Source organism: Microbulbifer maximicatervae (SeqCode), assembly GCF_052467325.1.
Genome location: NZ_CP174310.1, coordinates 4,903,472 through 4,922,474 on the forward strand (window position 1 = coordinate 4,903,472; position 19,003 = coordinate 4,922,474).

Below are 19,003 nucleotides of genomic sequence, written 5' to 3' on the forward strand. Positions count from 1 at the left end.
GCGCCTGAGTTCAGGGGCTCCCTAAAACTCTAGCTCAAAAGAGAACTTGAATTTGTCGTCGGACAGAGAGATGCCGTAGTCCACCGAGCTGCCAATCTTGCCCTCGTTGTTGGTGTACCTGAGCAAGCCTGTACGTGCGGCGCGGGAGTTCTGTGTCTTGTACGTTTCTAGACCCATTCGCAGGATTTTGGATAATGCCTTGCCACCTTTCAGGGGCTTAAACTTATCTGGATTGGTGTGCATCTGCAGCCACTGGTAATTCAGGCGTCGCTGTACGTTGCTCATACTATTGGTGCGCAAGTACTCGGCGGCCTGGACCAGGGCTTCGTTATCCATTGCAAATGCACTGTCGGAAAAAAACAGGCTGCCGGATTCCATATTCAGGGTTTCATGGGAATCTGGGATAAATAACTCATCGGCAGAACAGACACAGCACGCGGGCAGAAGAAATAGGCCAACGGTCTTTGGCACTAGTTGATTGGCGCTGAATCGGAAACTGCAGAGTAGCATTCTGTTTACCCCTGGGTGTCAACTTCTCATTTCGATGGCCGCAAGCGGTCGTTGAATTTATTATGGGTCACCCTTAACAAAGCATTTTTTCGAATTAATTAGGCGGCTGATACAACTCCACTTACTGGACAGTCCGAAAAAGTCATCTCTTTCCTTGGAGGCCGCATGAAATGGATACTTTTTCATTTTTGTCTAAGTGGTCGCGAGCGTGAGCAGGGGCCCGCCAATGTTTTTTTATTATTGTTTTGGTATTTCTGTGCTTACGCTGATGAAAAAATTGTCTTGAATAGCTCCTCTTTCCACCGGATCGGGGCTTAGGTGCCAGGAAAGAGTTCCAAAATGCGCTACCGCAAAATTCTCCCACAAATAATCAGTGAAGATGGGGTTGGTTGGGTATCGGCCCTGGGTTCGTGAATCGCTTCTATGGCAAAGCCGTTGTCGCGAAATAGCTGGACCCAACTTTCCAGGGTGCGGAAATACCAGGGAGCGGCCTCTTCAAAATCTCCCTCAATACCTTCCCAAGATCCTGGGCGCCATCCATCTCGATAGGGCTTATTACCGCAGGCTTGATGGGGGTGAAGAGTTTGGATGACAAAGTGCCCACCGGGCAGCATTAACTCGCGTGCATTGCTGAATAGTTGCTCGACAGATTCCTTTCCGATGAGAGAGAAGTTGCACACGATAAGTTCAAACTGCTGTTCCAGTTTTTCGGCGCAAATTTCTTCGTATTGCAATCGCCGGTAGGACTCATTGGCGCCTGCTCGAGCGCTGGCAATATCCACTAAATCTTTAACGCCATCGACACCACAGACTCGAATACCTTGCTCCGCCAGTTTTCTACTGAGCCAGCCTTCACCGCAACCGATATCTAAAATACTCGCAGGTTGGTACGCCATGATTGTGCTGACAATGGCGGCATCAGTGACCAGTCGGCGGCTGGGAATGGCGGCATTGTCTACTACTTTAGTCCACTCATGAGCATTCTTATGCCAGCAGGTGAGTACCTGATCATCACTGAATTCGGAATTGGGCATGCTTGGGTGACCTCCAGCCTGTCATTATTCACAGCTTGAGTGTACCGTCAGTGGACCATCCAGCTACAAAGGTGCTGAGGTCCCATGTCCACTCAAATGATTTTTGATTATGTGATCGTAGGTGCCGGCTCCGCCGGTTGTGTTTTAGCAAATCGGCTCAGTGCCGAAGAGCAGAATCGAGTTTGTCTTCTGGAGGCGGGTCCTAAAGATCGGAGCCCCCTGATCTCCATCCCTGTGGGTATTGGCGAGTTACTGCCGGGTACTCGCTATAACCTACACCACCATACCACGCCACAAAAGCACCTGAATGACAGGAAACTGTTTTGGCCGAGGGGCAGGACCCTCGGGGGTAGTAGCTCTATCAATGCCATGGTTTATATCCGTGGCAATAGCGATGACTACGATGCCTGGGAAGCGGAGGGTAATCCCGGTTGGGGTTGGAAGGGTTTGTTGCCTTACTTTTTAATGTCGGAAGGCAATGAACGGGGTACTGATGCGCACCACAGTGGCTACGGCCCTCTGTCGGTCTCGGATTTAAAGTGGAAAACCCGATCGGGCCATGCTTTTTTACGCGCAGCTGAGTCCCTGGGACACCGGCCGAATAATGATTTCAATGGCAGCCAGCAAAATGGCGTGGGTTTTTACCAAGTAACCCAACGGCGCGGCCGCCGCTGCTCTGCGGCTACAGCTTATCTGCACCCAGTTTCCAGCCGCTCTAACCTGCATGTTCGTACCAACAGTCAGGTGGCGAGGATTATTCTCAGGGGAGAGAAAGCGACCGGCGTCGAATTGCTTGATGGCACTAAAATCCTGGCGAACAAGGAAGTGATTTTAAGTGCGGGTGCTATCCAGTCGCCACAGCTATTAATGCTGTCCGGTATTGGGGATCAGGACCAATTGCGTAAATCTGGAGTGACTTCGCAAGCGCATCTTCCCGGTGTCGGAAAAAACCTGCAGGACCACCTGGATATCATACAAGTAGTGGAAGCCTCTGAAGCGGTTAGCTTTTCCGAGGCACTATGGCCGAAGCTTCTCACCGCAATGCGCCTGCCAGAACTGATCTTTTTAAATAAAGGGCCCCTAACCAGCAATGTGGCCGAGGCGGGGGGCTTTGCCAGTTCCAGTCTGGCGGGGGGTAACCCGGATATTCAGTTCCACATGACGGCAGTCCCGACTTTCCAACACGGGTTTAATAAGCGCACTTGCTACGGTTACTCTCTTCACGCCTGTGCCCTGAGGCCTAAGAGTCGCGGTGAGATCACTCTGGACTCCACCGATCCACGCAAACTGCCCAGAATTGAACCCAACTACCTGAGTGAGCCCGAGGATCTGCAGGTAATGGTGGAGGCATTTGAAATGGCACAGGATATCCTCGCCCAGGAGGAACTGAGTCGCTACAAGAAAAAGTCTTTGCGTCCAGAGCAGAAGTTGAGTGATAGAGAGTCAATCATCCACTATATTCGCCAGCATGCAGAATCCATCTACCATCCGATAGGTACCTGTCGAATGGGGAGTGATGAATTGGCTGTAGTGGACAGCGAGCTAAAAGTACACGGTGTGGATGGACTGAGGGTTGTGGACGCCTCCATAATGCCCACCCTGATCAGTGGCAATACCAATGCGCCTGTGATCGCTATTGCGGAGAAGGCGGCAGATTTGATTATGCAGCGGTCTTCGCGCTCGTTTGTAAAAGAGAATAGACACACTCAGGAAGTTGAATGATTTGGCAATGCCCGCTTTGTGCTGCCCCCTTAACTCTAGGAAAAGATACTTGGCACTGTACCAATCGACATAGTTTTGATCGCGCGCGTGAGGGCTACGTCAATTTGTTGCCCGTTTATCGCAAGCGCCGCAAAGATCCCGGTGACTCTTCGGAGATGCTTCACGCGCGGCGGCGCTTTCTTCACGCCGGCTACTATCGGCCTTTGGTTGATAGTATCTCGGCGCTCTTGCCCTACAAGCCCGGCCGCCGTTTACTGGATATCGGTTGCGGTGAGGGGTATTACCTGCGAGAGCTTGAGTCCGCTGGCTGGCATGGCCACGGCCTTTCCGGTATCGACATTTCAAAATCCGGCGTGCGTATGGCGGCCAAGCGCGACAGTGGCGCTCAGTTTGTGGTTGCCAGCAATGTGAATTTACCGGTGGTCTCGGAGTCGGTGGATAACCTGCTGAAGATCTTTGCCCCAGCCCCCGATCATGAAATGGAGCGGGTGATTAAAGTCGGTGGTCATCTGGTAGATGTATCACCTGGCCCCGATCACTTGTGGACACTAAAGAACTACCTCTATAAAGAGCCGCGTAAACATCCCGCACCCAAAGTGATTGAGAAGTTGACGCCGGAAGTCGATATGCGCTGCTCTTTCCCGTTTGTATTGAAGGGCAAGCAGGCCATTTCAGATTTCCTTGCTATGACGCCTTTTGCCTGGAAGGGCAACCGTGAAGAACGGCAGAAACTCGAAGAGCGCGACAGCCTGGAGCTGGAAGCGGACTTTGTTATTCGTCGTTTTATTAAACATAAATAACAGGCATTTGATAGTAGAGGTAATAGAGCAGCGTTATGGCGACTCCCAGAGACTTTGGATTTATGCGGCGAGCCCTGGAGCTTGCACAACTCGCTGCTGAGCGCGGTGAAGTACCGGTGGGTGCGGTTTTGGTCCAGGATGGAAAAATCATAGGGGAGGGCAGTAATCGCCCGATTGGGAATTGTGACCCCAGTGCCCATGCGGAAATCGTAGCCCTGCGGCAAGCGGCAGATAAACAACAAAACTACCGCCTGCCAAACACCACTTTATATGTGACGATTGAGCCCTGTACTATGTGCTTTGGCGCAATGGTACATGCGCGGGTAGGGCGGCTGATATACGGCGCTACCGAACCCCGGGCCGGTGTTGTTGAGAGCCAGCTGGAATTGGCACAAGCCAACTTTTTCAATCACAAGATTACGGTGGAGTCGGGAGTCATGGCGGAAGAGGCAAGCAATTTAGTGCGCGAGTTCTTTCATGATCGACGCTGATCTGGCATTTGCTTTTGTGGTGAATTCAATAGTTGTCGCCACGGTCGTCCTGATTCATCACGAAGTATTGAGTGCCCTTGCCCGTATCGGTCGCTGGATACCAATTAAGCATAACCTGGCGATTGTGATGGGGGTGTTTGGCGCCCTGATCGCCCATGTGGCTGAAATATGGCTGTTTGCCTACTGTTACTACTTTATGGTGAATTCGCCTTACTTTGGCACTTTGGTGGGTAATTTTAATGGCAGCCTGTTGGACTGCGCTTATTTCTCATTTACCACTTATACGTCACTGGGTTTCGGTGATATCGAGCCCCTGGGGCACCTGCGTTTTACCGCTGGCCTTGAAGCCCTTACGGGACTGGTGATGATTACCTGGACCGCTTCTTTTATGTTTTTAAAAATGCAGCGTTATTGGGAGAATTGATCGCAGGGTTCTTAAGATTTAATTCGCGCCGTACGCCCCGTGGGCCGTATGGGTTTTTCTGCTGGATAGAACTCTTTTGAGTGGAGTCTTAAATAAAAGTGCCTGCCCACACTGCGCCAGAGTTTTCCGAAAGGGTGCAGCCAATAGAGCCACCGGGCGACTTGCGTGCGGTGGATATTGGATTTAACAATATTGGAGATGTGCTCGTTTTCCCACAGAAGGTGGGGTTCAACGCCATACAGTTTTAGGTCAAATTGCCAGAAGTGATCGAATACCTTGTCGATGGGTTCGAAAATACGGCTGGCATATTTTAAGACTTTCTCCATACCGCGCCGGTTAATCAAATATCCCTGTGCTCCACACCATCCCCGCTCTGGTCGCACTAACTGGTGAACACCGTCATTCAAGGTTTGCACGACTTTTCGCTTGCGGACTTTAAGTCCCATCAGTCGAATCATCTCGATATTTTCAGGGAGTTGCTCTAATTCCGCTAAGACGCGGCCAAATGCGGGTTCTAGCTGTACATCATCTTCCAGAATACAGACCCGGTCCAAACCCGAGCGGTATGCCCGGCGAATTGCTCTCAAATGGGCGAGATAGCATCCAATTTCGGAGCTTTTGAGTTCGCACAAGTGGCGCCACCGGGTGATGTTACTTGCGATATGCTCATTGTCTTCCAGTTCCGGAATGCCTGAGCGCCCATCAATCCCCTCAATCGTGTTGATATGCAGTCGCTGCATTTTCCCGGCGCTGAGTAATAGATCAACGTCATCACTGTTTGGTTGCAGAGTGATAATCCAACAGGGGGTATTGGCGATATAGGGTCGCTGACGGCGGCCGCGCGGGGTAATTGGGCGTCTGGAGCTTAAAGGGAGGCGGCGACGTTGTCTTGTTGGTGGGGAAAGCGGGTTCCGCTTGGGCTTGTGGCTGGTAGCAGCCAGCAGGCCAGGCAAAAATTCCTGAGCTACCACAGTTGCTAGAATGACAGGGCTTTTCCACCAAGAGGCGCTGAAGAAGAGCCGTGCACCACAGGAGCCCCCTGGACGCTTGGAGGTCAGGGTTGGAATACCTTTATTTATACCGTCTGCAGACGGTATAGAAGCGTCATGGGCCATTAACTCCCCTGATCTTATGGTCCTAAGTTAAGTTGCTACGATTGAAGGTTAAGGTTTGACCTGCCAGTCCGAAAAGGATGAGGGAACTTACTACTGGGGTGGAAGGAAAGAATACACCGCACTTGAGACACGCCGTGAATACATCCCTGTAAGCTCCTAATCGGCATCCATGCCTCTTAGGGTCCCAAGCGCGGTGTATTCTTTCCTTCTCCCTTTTTAGCAATTGTGAGAGGTGTCTTGTAGAGGTGCCAAGGTGGAGTTGGCTCATTAGGGACTGTGGATGAACTCAGGCTTTATAAAAATGGCGTTGATCCTGGGGCTTTTGAGCTCTGTCGGTCCTATGGCCATTGATATGTATCTGCCTGCATTGCCTGCGATGACAAAGGCCCTCGACACCTCAACCCAGGTCGCGTCTTATACGCTGATGGCCTATTTTATTGCGTTCGGGGTGTGTCAGATTTTCTATGGCCCCGCTTCCGATATGTTTGGCCGCAAACCGCCGCTCTATTTTGGTTTGCTGGTTTTTACTTTCGCATCTATTTGTTGTGCCCTGGCAACCACTATCGAGTGGTTGATTGCCTTTCGCTTCCTACAAGGGGTGGGTGCCGCTTCGGTAATGTCGATTCCCCGAGCAATAATTCGAGATTCTTATACGGGTACTCAAGCAACTCGCCTTCTTACGACAGCAATTCTTGTCCTTTCAATTTCTCCTATGTTGGCGCCATTAATTGGTAGTCTGCTATTAATTTCATTTGGCTGGCGCAGCATATTTTGGGGGATATCCATTGCTACTTTTTTAAGTCTGATACTTGCTATTACAAGCCTTCATGAAACCTTACCAGTGAATAAGCGCATACCATTTAAAATAGGTGCGCTGCTTGAATCTTATTCAATATTACTGCGTGACCCGATCTATATAGGGCTTACTTGTATAGGAGGGTTTGGCTTCGCCAGTGTACTTGCTTTTTTTGCGGCAGCTTCATTCTTATATACGAATTACTACGGATTGACCCCAACCGAATTTAGCCTAGCTTTTGCTCTGAATGCGCTTAGTTTCTTCCTGTCGAGTCAATTTTCGGCAAATTTCGGTGCCCGTTTAGGGATGGTGAAGCTGGTGAAGTGGGGTGTAGTTGGATTTGTAATAAGCTCGGTGACTATGTATTTAGTGATAGAGGCCGGTTTTGATCATCTCGTACTACTGATATGCATGCTTATCGTATGCAATATGTTTCTCGGCTTGGTTCTTCCGACAGCATTTATTCTTTCCATGGAAAGACATGGGCCTATAGCGGGAACGGCTTCTGCCCTGGCTGGTACTATGCAGTTGTCAATCGGGGCTGTAGCTATCCTGGTAACCAGTTTGGTTTTTAATGGAACACCAGAATCACTTGCTGGGGTAATTGCGGTGTGTGGGATTTTGGCCTTTGTGGTTTCCTGGTTGGTTTTGCGTAATGTAGTCAGCATCACAGCAGACCAGAGCGATTGAGTAATACCAAAATAAATTAGGGAGCCTCTGAATAACTCCGTGTCGGCATTTCACTCAGCATCGTTCGAGTGATGCTGAGTGAACTCTGGAGTGCTTATTATCAGTAGGCACCAGCACTGTAGATCAGCTCATAGCTGTGGCTGTAAATTTCCAGAATGTTGCCAAAAGGATCTTCCATATAAATCATGCGATAAGGCTTTTCACCGGGGTAGTAATAACGAGGCTCCGGCATACGTTTTTTACCACCGGCCGCCACAATCTTATCCGCCAGTTCTTCCAGGTTAGGGTCTTGCACGCAGAAGTGAAAGATACCGGTTTTCCAGTATTCAAAATTATCTTCTGGATTTTCCTGATTATTAAACTGGAATAGTTCTACGCCAATCCTGTCCCCTGTCGATAAATGAGCAATGCGGAAACTACCCCAGTTTGGGCCAAATACGTCGGTGCACATTTCACCGATAGCGCTTTTGTCCTCTGTGATATCTGTGGGCTTCATAATCAGGTACCAACCAAGTACCTCTGTGTAAAACTTCACAGCCTCTTCAAGGTTCGGCACTGAAATACCGATATGAGAAAAGGTTCTCGGGTATGCGCTACTCATAGCTGTCTCCTTTGTTGAATGCGGTTAAGTTACAGCTTCAAATTCATTACGTATAATTATCATTTGTAATATTTTTAAGTAGTATTCGTAATGATAAATCCAGTGTGGTTAAGAAGCTTCTGTACCTTAGCTGAAGAGGGGCACTTTACTCGTACGGCGGATCGCTTGCATATGACTCAGTCTGGGGTCAGCCAGCATATACGCAAGTTAGAGGAGCACTTAGGTGTCGCTCTGTTAGTCAGGCAGGGTAAACACTTCACGCTTACGGATGCTGGTGATCGGCTCTATCGGGAAGGGCAGGGGATTATTCAGAAGCTTTCCAGCCTGGGGCAAATTGTTGGTGAAGATCCTCCCCATCATGGGGATGTACGAGTAATGTGCCCCGGGAGTGTGGGGCTGAAGCTCTACCCCAAGTTGTTGTCCCTGCAGAAAATCCACCAGGGTTTATCGATTAGCTGCCGTTTCGCACCCAACCTGGATGTAGAGAAGGCCATTGCGGAAAACGGTGCTGATATTGGATTAATGACCAGCCCGCCACAAGCAGAGGAGATTGACAGTCGGCCGATCGCCAGTGAAAGGTTATTGCTAGTGACGCCGGCTGAAGTGAAAACCCCTGACTGGGAGTCGCTTTTAGCGCTGGGGTACATAGGCCATCCAGACGGTATACACCATGCGAGTCTATTATTGGGAGCGAACTTCCCACAATTTAGAAGTCTCGAAGCTTTTCAACAAAAAGGGTTTTCCAATCAGATCAGCTTAATACTGGAGCCCGTTAGTATGGGTTTGGGTTTCACAGTTTTACCCGCCTATGCGGTAAGTGCATTTCGAAAGCCGAAATTGATTAAGGCACATAGCCTTGAAAATCCCGTTAGTGAGACACTGTATTTGGCGTTAAGACGCACCCAACTTGTACCCGCCAGAGTCAGGTTTATTATTGGTGAAATGGAGAAATGGCTTTAATCGGGCTCATAAGTATCAAAAAGCTGTATATTTTTTGTAAAAATACCGGGTTGCTTCGCTTCCTGCTATTTTTGGCTCTATCACAACTTTCTCTTGTGGGAATAGCTAAAGCTGAGAGTGTTAAGGATGAGCAAGATAAGATACTGATGTTGTTGGCTTATTCTATAGTATTCCAGGACTGGGTCAGACCTACTGATAAAAATAAAAGAGGCCATAATATTGGTGCGGTTTTATTTGATAATGATGCCAGGAAGATAGTCGGGGCCCAACTAAATTCAGTTTTGCGTTGCGATGACAAAACTCAACACGCTGAAGTGCGTTTAATGCAGCAGTGTCTATCAGAGAAATGTCTCGGAGAAAAAAGCCAATATTTGACCAAGGCCAATGTTACGATCTACACATCTTTAGAGCCCTGTATGATGTGTAGCGGAATGATGATTTTTTTGGGCGTTTCAGGTGTTGTATACGGGCAAACTGATCCAGACTATGGTCAAAGCATCGAACGACTTAAGCAAAGCTTTGACAAAAATTGTGGCTATGAACATTCTCAGTGTATCGTAGATAAACCGGGAAATTATTACACTCGCCGTATAACTTCAGAACCATCGAAGCTTTTACAGAAAGAGAAGCTGGATGGGGCTTACTTTAATTATGAATTACTACATGGAGATTATATTGTTAGCTTCCTATTGAGTGACGATGCTAAAGAAATTTATCAGGAAGCTTTTCGGAACTTCAAGAATCTGGATATTAGGCATAAGGAAAATCGGTATATATATCGCCAAGCACTTTCAACCCTAAAACAGCTGGAAAATGGTGAACTGCAGCTGGATTACTGTCCATCCTGGCAGTCGCACCATCACCATCACTAACTATTCGACTATTGGTTTAGTGCTTTTCGAGCATGTTCTGTGAGGTTGATAGTGATCTCTTTAATCAATTTCGATTTTAAATTCCAAACATGCCAGTAAAGAGGAATCTTCAAATACTGGTCTTCAGCAAGTTTCACCAGCTTTCCGCTTTTTAGCAGGCTAGCGATCTGAATATCTGGCGCCATTCCCCAACCCAGCCCCAGAGTTAAGAAACTGAGGAAGCTCTTTGAAGAGGGGATTTCATGAGATGGGTACTGACCGGTCTCCACGCCCCAAAACTGCTTAAGGTAACGACTCTGCAATTGATCCTTATAGTTGAACTCCACTGTGGGAGCGTAGTGGAGCTCTTCAACCTTAATCGGGTCTGAAAAAAACTTCTTCTTAAAGGCCTTGGTGCATACCGGGTAATAGGCCATGTGACCGAGCAGTACTGATTGGCAGCCCTGGAGGTTACTGGTTGTTGAACTGATACAGCCAATGACTTCACCATTCTTCAGCAGTTCATGGGTAGCGTCCTGGTCGTCGACCTTTAGATCCACGAGCAACTGCTGGGATCGAATCAATGGTGTGATGGCAGCCAGGAACCAGGTATCCAAGCTATCTGCATTCAGTGCGATCCGAACCTTATTCTGGTTGCTATAGCGAGTCTTGCCCCCCTCTGGATCGATATCAGTGAGAAGCTCTTGCTGTAACAAGTGCATTTGCTGGTAGTACCCCAGCACTTTGAGGCCGGCTTCAGTGGGCCGCAAAGGGTTGGAGCGTATCAATAGGGCTTGGCCAACCTGGCTTTCTAAGGCTTTGATTCGTTGGGAAATCGCAGACTGGCTGACATGGAGTAGGGCGGCAGCCTTGTCAAAACTGCGCTCCTCTACGACAAAGGCAAAGGCTTGGAGTTGCTTTAGGTCTAGCATAAGAATTTCTTATGAGGGATCAGTATAATTAAGTTTACTTATTCTAGTTTGACTCTTAATCTCGCGCCACTATTCAGGCCCGCAGCCCTGCGGGCACTTCCAAATTAGAGAATGAAACACAGGAGGCATCGTGTTTTCAGGGTTGTTGCTGGCGCCGCTCGCAAAAGGTTTTTTGACTACCATCAGTTTGATTATGGCGATCGGAGCGCAGAATGCGTTTCTGCTGACGCAGAGTATCCGTCGACAATATCACTTTAGTATCGCGGCTTTATGCGTACTGATGGATATTGCCTTGATTACAGGTGGTGTGTTCCTGGTTGCAAATCTCGCACAAGCGGGTGGCGACTGGATGATCTGGCTGACCTGGCTCGGTGCTGCTTTCCTGTTCTCCTACGGTGCCATGGCTTTCCGTTCGGCCTTCACTAACAAAGGTCTTGGAGAGCAAAAAGAGTGGATGAAATCCCGCCGTTCTGCCTTGATTACCGCGGTAGCCTTAACCCTGCTTAATCCACACGCGTATGTGGATACGGTTGTACTGATTGGCTCTGTAGGGGCGCAGTATGCTGGCAATGGAACCTGGTTTTTTGTGCTGGGGGCATGTAGTGCATCCCTGTTATGGTTCACTCTTCTTTCAGTGGGTGGCAGCATGATGCAGCCGCTATTTAAGAACCCCAGAACCTGGCAGGTACTCGATGTACTGGTGGGCATTATGATGTGGACTATTGCTATCAGCTTGTTGTGGGCGCAGTAGACACTCAATAATGGCTGCTAAAAATAGCTGTAGACTAATAAGTCTACGGCTATTTTTTTGCTTCCAGGCCCCTAACTTATTCCGATAGTTTTCCACACTACCTCCCCCTTAATATTTCCCCTGACCTGTTTAACCCGCCGTTTCGATCGCTCAAAAAGCGCCCAAATTGCATGCAGGGCCTCTCCACCAACCAATAAATGGCTGCCGCCAAAGCGAAGCTAAGTAGTGTTACTGCCACAAGCAACGTGGATAGAGAAATACTTTTAAGCCCTTGTCCCCAAGGTTGGCTTATGGCCCAGTTGCCGAAAAAGACAACGACTAAATGAAACAGGTAAATGGAATAGCTGATAGTCCCTAGAGCGGCTAAATGTCGTATTGGCTTTGGTGGAAGTAATACAAAAACGAGGAAGATAGCTAAAGCGATGAAATGAGATGATACAAAGCGGAGGGGAGTTTCGCTGATCGACCTACCTAGTAGGTGCATGGCCATAACGAGTAGTGGTATCGAGAAAGTCGAAACCAGGCCCCAAAGCATATAACGATAACCGCGCCTTGTTTCGTAGCAATACCTGAGTAGGGTTCCGCAGAACATAACTGCGATAGCAAAGGGGAGGTAAGTAGTGGTGGCGGGAAGCTGGGAAATTGGAGTGGATGATTGCCCTAAAAGTTGCATGCTGACAAATACCGATAGTGCCCCCCAGCACACTAAGAGTAGATATCTGGGATTCCCTAGTAGTCGAAGGGTGAACATCAGTGCGCAGAGACAGTAAAAAAGCAGCTCTGCAGTGAGAGTCCAATATAGAATCTGAACACTTTCAAATCCCATAAGGCCTTGCAGCATTGTGGTATTGGCAAGAATGGTAGATGCAGAGAATGTTCGGTCAGTGAGCAACCATGTAAGTCCGATAATTGCAGTCAGAGATAACCAGTAAGCGGGATACAAGCGGAAGAAGCGACGGATAGCAAAGCTCTTAAGAATACGGTTAGATGCAAGAAGACTGTGGGGAATGACAAAGCCGGATATTAGGAAAAAGCAAAGTACACCTATCCGGCCAAAATCCAGTTGACTGATAAATTCAGCCAGTGCCGAGCCGTGCTGGGCGATGGATGGGTTGCGGATAAAGACTTCACTACTGTGTTGCCAGACAACCAAAGTTGCAGCAAGCCCCCGTAGTACATCGAGATTAAGAAGGCGTGTGTTCATTGCTAACGACCTATATCCATGGTCAATCCAAGAAGGTATGGGTATGATCTTACCTTGCCTTAGTTGAACACACTATCTGTATTCAGTGTGATTCAATTCAAATCTTCTGGCTTTAATGCATGCAAACCCACTATGGCTTCTCATCCAAGGTAACACTGAAAGGCAAGTTCAACTGATCAGGTGGAGTATTCTCCAGCGTTATAGTTACCCTTTGTCCTTGAGGATGTTTACTACCTGATCAACCTCCGTTTTATTTTCCTCAAGAAGCCTATCTGCTAGAACTTTCAGATTCTTACTTGCTTTATAGTCAAATGGATCAACATATGGATTAACAAGCTCTACATTTAAGTAGTTGTATTTTATTCTCCCTTTAGGGCTAAGGGATTCTGCGATTTCCAAGGTGTATACTTGTTGGTCATCCATGGACCTCTGTACATTAGATATAAGGTCTTTCACCCAGTTAATTCTTCCCCAGTTTTTTAAGTTTCTGTAGTTAGCTTCCATTGTACTTAGTGGAGACGTACCGGCCCCGAGAATCAGCACATAGTAGTTTTTTTCAGGGAACTCTCTAATAATTTCGCGTAAAACAATACTGGCTGGATTATTTGCGTATATACCAGCATCGGCATAATAGCGCTGGTGAATATCCTGACCAGTAGTTACGAATTCGACAGGTGGGTATAGCGTTTCCGCACTAGCTGCAGCGGTTACGAGTTGATACAGTGTGTCTGTGGGCAGCTTACTGATTGCTTCTCCACGATTTTTGAATAATTGAAGCTGCCCCATATGAATGTTGAGAGAGGGAATAATGATGTAGTTTTTTAGGCTCGTAAACTTCAAGTTGGCAGTGTAATGTTTTTCCATGGTTTGACTTAAGCGCTCACCGCTAAAGCGAGGGGAGATAAAACCATTAAAGGTTAATAATTTGTGATACCAAGGTACAGAGAATACGTATCTGCTTTCTCGCTTATAAATATCTATAATTTTATCACTTTGATACTTAAGGTTTTCAGTTCTTGGCTGATCATTTTTAAATGATTTTTGAGTCACATTAAGTCCAGTGGCGATGATGGCGCCAGTGGATACTCCACTAAAAACATCAAACAATTCATCGATAGGTTTGCCGGTTTGCTCTTCGATATGTTGAATGACATATAGTGGTATCAAGCCACGTATGCCTCCGCCATCTATGATAAGAATGTTGATAGTATCTTTATCTCTAAAGGAATCGTTACTTTTGATGAACTTCTTGGCAACAGGGCGGGCATCAAACTGAATACTTTGGGTCAATCGATAATTGTAGACGTACACCAAGCCTAAAAACGCTACGATAACTAATATGGTGATGGCTGATGCGAGCCTAAATCTCATTGATCTGCCTGTACTCTTAACCTTTAATACAGTGAGTATGGCAAAGTAGATTAGTTTTATTTCTTTGTGTTATTTAAAATACTCATAAAGCTGTTTAATTGTCTTGTTTTGAGATTGTTGCTAGGAGTTGAGCGCTACGGGTGACTTTTATTCGTAAGGGGAATGTTCATAATTACTATTTTGTCAGGCTCATATAGCAAGCTACACTATCTATAAAGCGAAAAGCGTATAAGGGAATCTACTGACCGAATACTCAAGTAGTGAGTGGTAATTTAATGGAACTGCCGAAAATCGGTGGCTGAAAACCGTACATCTTTCTACGGGTTTCATTTTTCCGACTTGGTATAAATATTGGTGGAACGCTTTACATTATCTACTGGTTAGTAATCAGGAAACTGTTTGGTCTGCTGGCTGCTATTTCTGAGTGTGGCTGATACGCAAAGGCAGGGCTAAATAATTAAAGTGAACGGGGCCCACCCCGAAGGGTGGGAAATAGTTTAATGAGTTTGATGTTCTAAAGCGTTTAGGAAAGTTGCAATATCATCTACTTGTTGTGTGCTTAGTTTCTGTCCCAATTGGTACCAAGCCATATCGTAAATTGCTTGCTCAATGGTTTCTACACGCCCGTCGTGGAAATAAGGGGCACTTCTGCTTACATCGCGTAACATTGGAACTTTAAACATCATTTTATCGTTTTCAAGGCCTGTAACTTTATAACGACCTAAGTCTTCTTGGTGTGGATATTGGTTGACCAGCCCCATCTTCTGGTACATGTTTCCACCCAAGGTTGCACCATTGTGGCATGCTGAACAACCAGTATTGATAAAGGTTTGTAAGCCCTTTAACTCACTTTTCGTCATAGCCTGATCGTCACCACTCATAAAATCATCAAAACGATCACTTGTAATCAGTGTGCGCTCAAACGCTGCGATGGCCTGAGCAATATTGTCATAAGAGATAGCATTGTCTTTACCAAAGGCGTGTTTAAAACTTATTTGATATTCGGCAATTTTTGAAATCTTTGTTTCAACAGCCTCTTCCGAAGGCATTCCCATCTCTACAGGGTTTAGAATTGGACCTTTGGCCTGTTCCTTCAGGTCCTCTGCGCGACCATCCCAAAATTGAGCCATCTGGAATCCTGAATTCCAGACCGTTGGAGAGTTGCGATCACCCTTGGTACCAGGTAAAGCTCCCGGTGATGTCGCTTCATTGTCAACGCCCGTGCCATTGTAGTTCCCCACTTGATGGCAGCTGTTACAGGACTGGCTATCATTGACTGAAAGCCGTTCATCCATGAACAGTGTTTTTCCAAGCTCAACCATAGCTGGGGTGTCATTCTCACTGCCTGGCATAGTTTCTGAGAGAGTGCCGAACATAATTTTTGATTGTTGGCGCAATTGATTTATATCAATTTCGACCGCTGCCGATACAGTTGTTGATAGCAAACTTGCTGCCGTTATCAAGCCGCCAATTATTGGAAGCTTCAGGTCTCTTTTCGAAAAAATTCTCTTAATCATTTTGGTATCTTTCCCATATCTCAAAAGCAATGTCAGTTAACCTAATTTTAGTAAAGGTTAGGCGGCGCCACTATATCGGGAAGATCGTTCAGCTGATACCATAATTCAACAAAAAAATTGTTGATTTTCAGAGTATCCAGAATTGTTCACAAAATATTTTTTCAAATATTATTCAGAGTTTGGCTTATACGTTGAGCACACTGGATTTGGCGAGATTGAAGTCTTGCTATTTACCTTTGCAAATTGCAGGGCAGTTTCTAAGATGGCGAGGAGGTGTAGGGTTTAGGGGATACTTATCGGTATCTTCAAAGGTAAATGATTCGTATTTCTATTGGTTGGTAATGGCATATTATTTGCTCGAATATAAGTAGTTCCCCAGCTATCTGAATGTGATTAACTTTTTAGTTAGAGCTTGTAGGTTTTTATCGTATTGTTATGCCTGCTTAATTTTTGTATTGATTTGCGCACCCTAAATAGGGGAGTTTCGCTTCCTATTAAACTACTAGACTTAAAAAAACTTCTTCGATTATTCCACTGCATGGACTGGGGAGCTCAATTGTGTAAGTTCCAAAATCGGCAACGAGTATCATTTGTCCATCGTAAATTGGATAATCAACACCAACCATGACTTCTACTACCTCACCAAGTTCTTTTGGTCGGACTGAACCCGTCAAAGGTTCTTGTTTGTGTGGAATCGAGTCAAAAGAGGGAGCGCGTACAATTCCGTCTGGTGGGAAGCGTTTTTCTCTGGGGGTATTCCTTCGTCGCTTTCAATGGAACTTATACCAAGAGCACCATTTATAAAATTAAGTATTAATTTCCACATGTCTTTCTAAGTTACTTTGTAATTCTATCTTGCTTTAAAGAGATAAAGTTATCTTTGTCGAATTACTTAGGGGCACTGACAAGAGAAAGGTCTCTGATGAATACTGTATCTGGATCATCATCATCTCTCCAAACAATGCCTTTATCCAGAATTATTCCTTGAGCTATCAAAGAATCAACAACTTTATTTGTCACTTCTTTATAGTGCTTAAGGTCGCTTCGCGATCCGTTGATAAACGGCCAGTCGTCGTACGTATCTGATACAAAATCCACGTTATCATTGTGATTTTGGGCCTTGTACCACTTTACTATGTATGCAGATAAGGGGTTGCTAAGAATTTCACCCATAGTATTGACGGGTAAATGAAGGAATATGATCTGCTCTTTTTTTGTATTATTTACAAGTGAGTATCCAACTGTCATATTTTCTCATGTTTTATAATGGGTGTTTGTTGATAGGATATTACAGGTTCAATTTTTTTTCGATTGTTTTAAACAACACTCCTCTAAACTCGATGCTGTATGGTTGAATTAATCCTTCTCAGTGAGTTAAGAAATTTGGAACGTACAAGACTCAACCTTCCCTGAGAATTACATTTTAGAGCCACCTGAAAATCTCTGTCGATACTCCCTGGGGGAGAGGCCGGTCTGTTTGTGAAACATTTTCCGGAATGCGCTGACATCCTCATATCCCACTTGCCAAGCGATCTGTTCGACTTGCAATGTGCCTGTTTCCAATAGTTCGCGAGCTTTTTGCAGACGTTGCTGTTGAAGATATTGGGCGGGTCTATAGCCGGTAACCTTTTGAAATCTTCGTAGAAAGGTGCGCTCGCCCAGATTGGCGAGATGAGCCATCTCTGCAACAGAGATTGGTTGTTGATAATCCCGGTGAATTTGCTGCTGTACTTTTAAAATTGCTTTATCACCATGATCTACAGGAGGTAGAAAACTGCGGTAATAACTTTGGTAACGGGTTCCCGTATCCACCAACAGGAAACGTCCTAACTCCATAACTATATGGGGAGGCATGTATCGTCCGACCAGGTGTAACCCAAGGTCAATCCAAGACATTACACCTCCTGCGGTGACAACATCTGGGTCTGCAATCAGGATGGAATCGATATTCAGCTCTATATCCGGGAACTTCTGCTTAAAGGCATCGGCCAGTCGCCAGTGAGTGGTCGCCTGGCGTCCATCTAATAGACCTGCGTCGGCCAACATAAAAGCCCCAGCACAAGCGGAACAGGTTACGGCCCCCTCTTTGTGCCGCTTTAACAACCAGGTACTGACATCTGTCGGTGGCTCCATGTACTCCTGACCTTCCAGTACCGGCGGTACAATCACGATATTTGGGTCTTTAGCAGCCCCTTTTTTCTCGGGTATGACTTTTCCGTCATTAATTAGCCAGCGTGATACCTCAAATAGCGCCTTGGGTTCTGGACTTGACTCCTGACAGATGTGGTTTGCGGTTTGGAACAGGTCGATTAGGCCATAAGTCGCCGACTGAGCCGCTCCGGGGATCATCAGTATTGCAATGTGGATTGTTTGGGTCACTAGCCCCCCCCTGTCAGTTCTTGCCTGTTTTATGTCGGTCTTGCCACGTCTGTATCTTAGCCCATCGCCCTAACATGCGCTTGTACATTTTAAAGACACACCCAAAGGACAATCTTATGAGCAAGACAGCGCTAATCATCGTCGATATGCAAAACGACTATTTTGAAGGCGGAAAGTGGACTCTTGAAGGCATTGGCCAAGCGTCAAACCAAGCCGTAAAAGTGCTGGCTGAGTTTCGCAAAAAACAGTGGCCAGTTATTCATGTTCGCCATGAATTTCTCAGTGAGGATGCTCCATTCTTTATTGCTGGTAGTGAGGGTGCGAAAATTCACAAAAGCCTTCTGCCTGTTGAAGGTGAGCCGGTAGTACTCAAGAATGAAGTTAACAGTTTCAAAGGTACGGATCTTAAAAAGCACTTGGATGAGCTAGGTGTTAATAAATTGGTCATTGTCGGTGCGATGAGCCATATGTGTATCGATGCCATCACCCGAGCGGCAAGTGACTTTGGCTATGAAAATACCGTTATTCATGATGCCTGTGCCAGTCGGGACATGTACTTCAATGGCGTCGATGTTCCTGCTGCACATATACATGCAGCTTATATGGCAGCACTGCAATTTGCCTATGCAGAGGTGATCAGTGCTGACGAATACTTAGCAAAGTAATTAACTTGCCAGCATCTTAGAGTTAAGCCACACGCGATACTGCTATATCTTTACCGATCAGGACTTTAGGCTTTATAAGCCTAAAGTCCTTCTTCGAGCTGCATGTACAGCTCTATTTCATGATAAATTACACTGCATCTACAGGTTGCCGACTTGGCTTTTAAAGCTCTTAGTTTATGTGCGTGTAGAG

The 19,003-nt window shown here is 46.5% G+C and carries 19 protein-coding genes; 9 read left to right on the plus strand and 10 right to left on the minus strand.

All coding sequences use genetic code 11. The features are described 5' to 3' along the window. Positions 1 to 21: 21 nt before the first annotated feature. Together ACJJIE_RS21780 and ACJJIE_RS21785 are read right to left on the minus strand one after the other, a co-directional pair. On the minus strand, positions 22 to 510 hold the full coding sequence (locus tag ACJJIE_RS21780) for a hypothetical protein (protein ID WP_413664649.1): 489 nt from the start codon (positions 508 to 510) through the stop codon (positions 22 to 24). A gap of 344 nt (positions 511 to 854) precedes the next feature. After that, positions 855 to 1,544, minus strand: a complete 690-nt coding sequence (locus tag ACJJIE_RS21785) for a class I SAM-dependent methyltransferase (protein ID WP_282933981.1) — start codon at positions 1,542 to 1,544, stop codon at positions 855 to 857. A gap of 84 nt (positions 1,545 to 1,628) precedes the next feature. Between ACJJIE_RS21785 and ACJJIE_RS21790 the strand changes: the two genes are divergently transcribed. The 4 genes from ACJJIE_RS21790 to ACJJIE_RS21805 are packed head-to-tail and all read left to right on the plus strand — an operon-like array spanning position 1,629 to position 4,981. Next, on the plus strand, positions 1,629 to 3,266 hold the full coding sequence (locus ACJJIE_RS21790) for a GMC family oxidoreductase (protein WP_282933980.1): 1,638 nt from the start codon (positions 1,629 to 1,631) through the stop codon (positions 3,264 to 3,266). Further along, a complete protein-coding gene (locus tag ACJJIE_RS21795; RefSeq protein ID WP_444892963.1) occupies positions 3,263 to 4,066 on the plus strand; it encodes a putative RNA methyltransferase in 804 nt (267 codons plus the stop codon). The genes ACJJIE_RS21790 and ACJJIE_RS21795 overlap by 4 nt, the downstream gene beginning before the upstream one ends. 35 nt (positions 4,067 to 4,101) lie before the next feature. Beyond that, a complete protein-coding gene (gene tadA / locus ACJJIE_RS21800) occupies positions 4,102 to 4,557 on the plus strand; it encodes a tRNA adenosine(34) deaminase TadA (protein WP_444892964.1) in 456 nt (151 codons plus the stop codon). Further along, positions 4,544 to 4,981: an ion channel gene (locus ACJJIE_RS21805; RefSeq protein WP_282933977.1), complete on the plus strand. Its 438-nt coding sequence runs from the start codon at positions 4,544 to 4,546 to the stop codon at positions 4,979 to 4,981. The genes tadA and ACJJIE_RS21805 overlap by 14 nt, the downstream gene beginning before the upstream one ends. 11 nt (positions 4,982 to 4,992) lie before the next feature. Here ACJJIE_RS21805 and ACJJIE_RS21810 read toward each other — a convergent pair whose 3' ends face one another. Then, positions 4,993 to 6,096: a glycosyltransferase family 25 protein gene (locus tag ACJJIE_RS21810; protein WP_444892965.1), complete on the minus strand. Its 1,104-nt coding sequence runs from the start codon at positions 6,094 to 6,096 to the stop codon at positions 4,993 to 4,995. A 301-nt stretch (positions 6,097 to 6,397) separates the two neighbouring features. On the opposite strand from ACJJIE_RS21810, the gene ACJJIE_RS21815 reads away from it, so the two are divergent. Continuing rightward, positions 6,398 to 7,582 carry a multidrug effflux MFS transporter gene (locus ACJJIE_RS21815; protein WP_444894793.1) on the plus strand — a complete coding sequence of 395 codons (1,185 nt, stop codon included), beginning with the start codon at positions 6,398 to 6,400 and terminating at the stop codon, positions 7,580 to 7,582. Between the two features lie 100 nt (positions 7,583 to 7,682). Here ACJJIE_RS21815 and ACJJIE_RS21820 read toward each other — a convergent pair whose 3' ends face one another. Continuing rightward, positions 7,683 to 8,183: a lactoylglutathione lyase family protein gene (locus tag ACJJIE_RS21820; protein WP_444892966.1), complete on the minus strand. Its 501-nt coding sequence runs from the start codon at positions 8,181 to 8,183 to the stop codon at positions 7,683 to 7,685. Positions 8,184 to 8,273: 90 nt separating this feature from the next. Between ACJJIE_RS21820 and ACJJIE_RS21825 the strand changes: the two genes are divergently transcribed. Both ACJJIE_RS21825 and ACJJIE_RS21830 read left to right on the plus strand, forming a co-directional pair. Further along, positions 8,274 to 9,143: a LysR family transcriptional regulator gene (locus tag ACJJIE_RS21825; protein WP_444892967.1), complete on the plus strand. Its 870-nt coding sequence runs from the start codon at positions 8,274 to 8,276 to the stop codon at positions 9,141 to 9,143. Continuing rightward, entirely contained in the window at positions 9,134 to 10,015 is an 882-nt protein-coding gene (locus ACJJIE_RS21830; RefSeq protein WP_444892968.1) for a nucleoside deaminase, read from the plus strand. The genes ACJJIE_RS21825 and ACJJIE_RS21830 overlap by 10 nt, the downstream gene beginning before the upstream one ends. A gap of 8 nt (positions 10,016 to 10,023) precedes the next feature. Here ACJJIE_RS21830 and ACJJIE_RS21835 read toward each other — a convergent pair whose 3' ends face one another. Then, complete coding sequence (locus ACJJIE_RS21835) at positions 10,024 to 10,926, minus strand: LysR family transcriptional regulator ArgP (RefSeq protein WP_444892969.1); 903 nt, start codon at positions 10,924 to 10,926, stop codon at positions 10,024 to 10,026. A gap of 130 nt (positions 10,927 to 11,056) precedes the next feature. Here ACJJIE_RS21835 and ACJJIE_RS21840 point away from each other — a divergent pair, with 130 nt between their 5' ends. Then, positions 11,057 to 11,677 (plus strand): LysE/ArgO family amino acid transporter, encoded by a 621-nt coding sequence (locus tag ACJJIE_RS21840; protein WP_282933969.1) that lies wholly within the window; start codon positions 11,057 to 11,059, stop codon positions 11,675 to 11,677. Positions 11,678 to 11,774: 97 nt separating this feature from the next. Here the strand turns inward: ACJJIE_RS21840 and ACJJIE_RS21845 are convergent, their stop codons facing one another. The 5 genes from ACJJIE_RS21845 to ACJJIE_RS21865 form a co-directional block, all read right to left on the minus strand. After that, on the minus strand, positions 11,775 to 12,881 hold the full coding sequence (locus tag ACJJIE_RS21845) for an acyltransferase family protein (protein ID WP_444892970.1): 1,107 nt from the start codon (positions 12,879 to 12,881) through the stop codon (positions 11,775 to 11,777). 204 nt (positions 12,882 to 13,085) lie between these two features. Further along, a complete protein-coding gene (locus tag ACJJIE_RS21850) occupies positions 13,086 to 14,171 on the minus strand; it encodes a patatin-like phospholipase family protein (RefSeq protein WP_444892971.1) in 1,086 nt (361 codons plus the stop codon). A gap of 578 nt (positions 14,172 to 14,749) precedes the next feature. Beyond that, positions 14,750 to 15,769 carry a cytochrome-c peroxidase gene (locus ACJJIE_RS21855; RefSeq protein WP_282933966.1) on the minus strand — a complete coding sequence of 340 codons (1,020 nt, stop codon included), beginning with the start codon at positions 15,767 to 15,769 and terminating at the stop codon, positions 14,750 to 14,752. 888 nt (positions 15,770 to 16,657) lie between these two features. After that, positions 16,658 to 17,017: a hypothetical protein gene (locus ACJJIE_RS21860; RefSeq protein WP_444892972.1), complete on the minus strand. Its 360-nt coding sequence runs from the start codon at positions 17,015 to 17,017 to the stop codon at positions 16,658 to 16,660. A 168-nt stretch (positions 17,018 to 17,185) separates the two neighbouring features. Further along, positions 17,186 to 18,148 (minus strand): GlxA family transcriptional regulator, encoded by a 963-nt coding sequence (locus ACJJIE_RS21865; protein WP_444892973.1) that lies wholly within the window; start codon positions 18,146 to 18,148, stop codon positions 17,186 to 17,188. Between the two features lie 116 nt (positions 18,149 to 18,264). On the opposite strand from ACJJIE_RS21865, the gene ACJJIE_RS21870 reads away from it, so the two are divergent. Further along, a complete protein-coding gene (locus ACJJIE_RS21870; protein WP_444892974.1) occupies positions 18,265 to 18,813 on the plus strand; it encodes a cysteine hydrolase family protein in 549 nt (182 codons plus the stop codon). The last annotated feature ends 190 nt before the right edge of the window (positions 18,814 to 19,003 follow it).